The following is a 959-nucleotide window of genomic DNA, read 5'->3' on the forward strand; positions in this document are numbered from 1 at the left end:
GCGCCCCCGCCGCGCCCGGCGCCGGGCCCGGCGGCCTCGGGCTGCCGACCTGGGCCGCGGTGCTGTTGGCCGTCCTGCTCGCCGGGGTCGCCGGCGGCCTGTTCAGCCCCATCGCCGGCCGCCTCCACGGCATGTACCTGGGCCTGGCCACCCTCGCCTTGGTCTTCGTCGGGCACCACCTGCTGGTGGGCCTGCCCGAGATCACCGGCGGCCACCACGGCCGGTCCGTCGAACCCCTCACCCTGGGCACCCTCGCCTTCGCCGACGACCCGCCCCTCGTCGTCCTCGGCGTGCCCTTCGGCGGCCTGGAACGGCTCTGGTACCTGGGGTTGGTGGCGGTGCTCGCCGCGTTCCTGGTGGCCCGCAACCTGGTGCGCGGCCGACCGGGCCGGGCGTTCGGGGCGCTGCGCGACAGCCCGGTGGCCGCGTCGGTGTTCGGCGTGTCCACCACCCGGTTCCGGGCCGCCGCGTTCGTGGTGTCCTCCATGTACGCCGGGCTCGCCGGGGTGCTGCTGGCCCTGGCCTTCCGCCGGGTGGTGCCCGACTACTTCGGCCTCGCCCTGTCCATCGACTACCTCGCCATGATCATCATCGGTGGCCTGGGATCCGTGGGAGGCGCCGTCGCCGGGGCCGTGTTCGTCACCGTGCTGCCGCAGCTGCTCACCCAGTACTCCGACCACCTCCCGCTGGTCGTCGCCCCCGGTTCCGGCCAGGCCGGCGTCACCCCCGCCGAACTGTCCCGCTACCTGTACGGGCTGGCGATCGTCCTGGTGCTGCTGCTCACCCGCCGAGGTCTCGCCGGCCTCGCCGACAGACTGCCGCGCCCCCGCCGCCGCGCCCCCACCCCGAGCGAGGCGCCACCGGGCGCCGCCCCCGGCGTCGTGGACGAACCGGGTCCGATACCGGCCCGGCACCCGGCCGCCCCGCACGGCACCGCCCACCCCGACCCCGGGCACCCC

Annotated in this window: 1 protein-coding gene; it reads left to right on the forward strand. The window is 76.6% G+C overall.

Features of this window, described 5'->3' with window-relative positions; translation table 11 throughout:
• The coding region (locus ACTIDRAF_RS29315) for a branched-chain amino acid ABC transporter permease (protein ID WP_016699822.1) at positions 1-959 on the forward strand (959 nt) is incomplete at both ends.

The sequence above is a fragment of the Actinoalloteichus spitiensis RMV-1378 genome (assembly GCF_000239155.1).
GTDB classification, from domain to species: domain Bacteria; phylum Actinomycetota; class Actinomycetes; order Mycobacteriales; family Pseudonocardiaceae; genus Actinoalloteichus_B; species Actinoalloteichus_B spitiensis.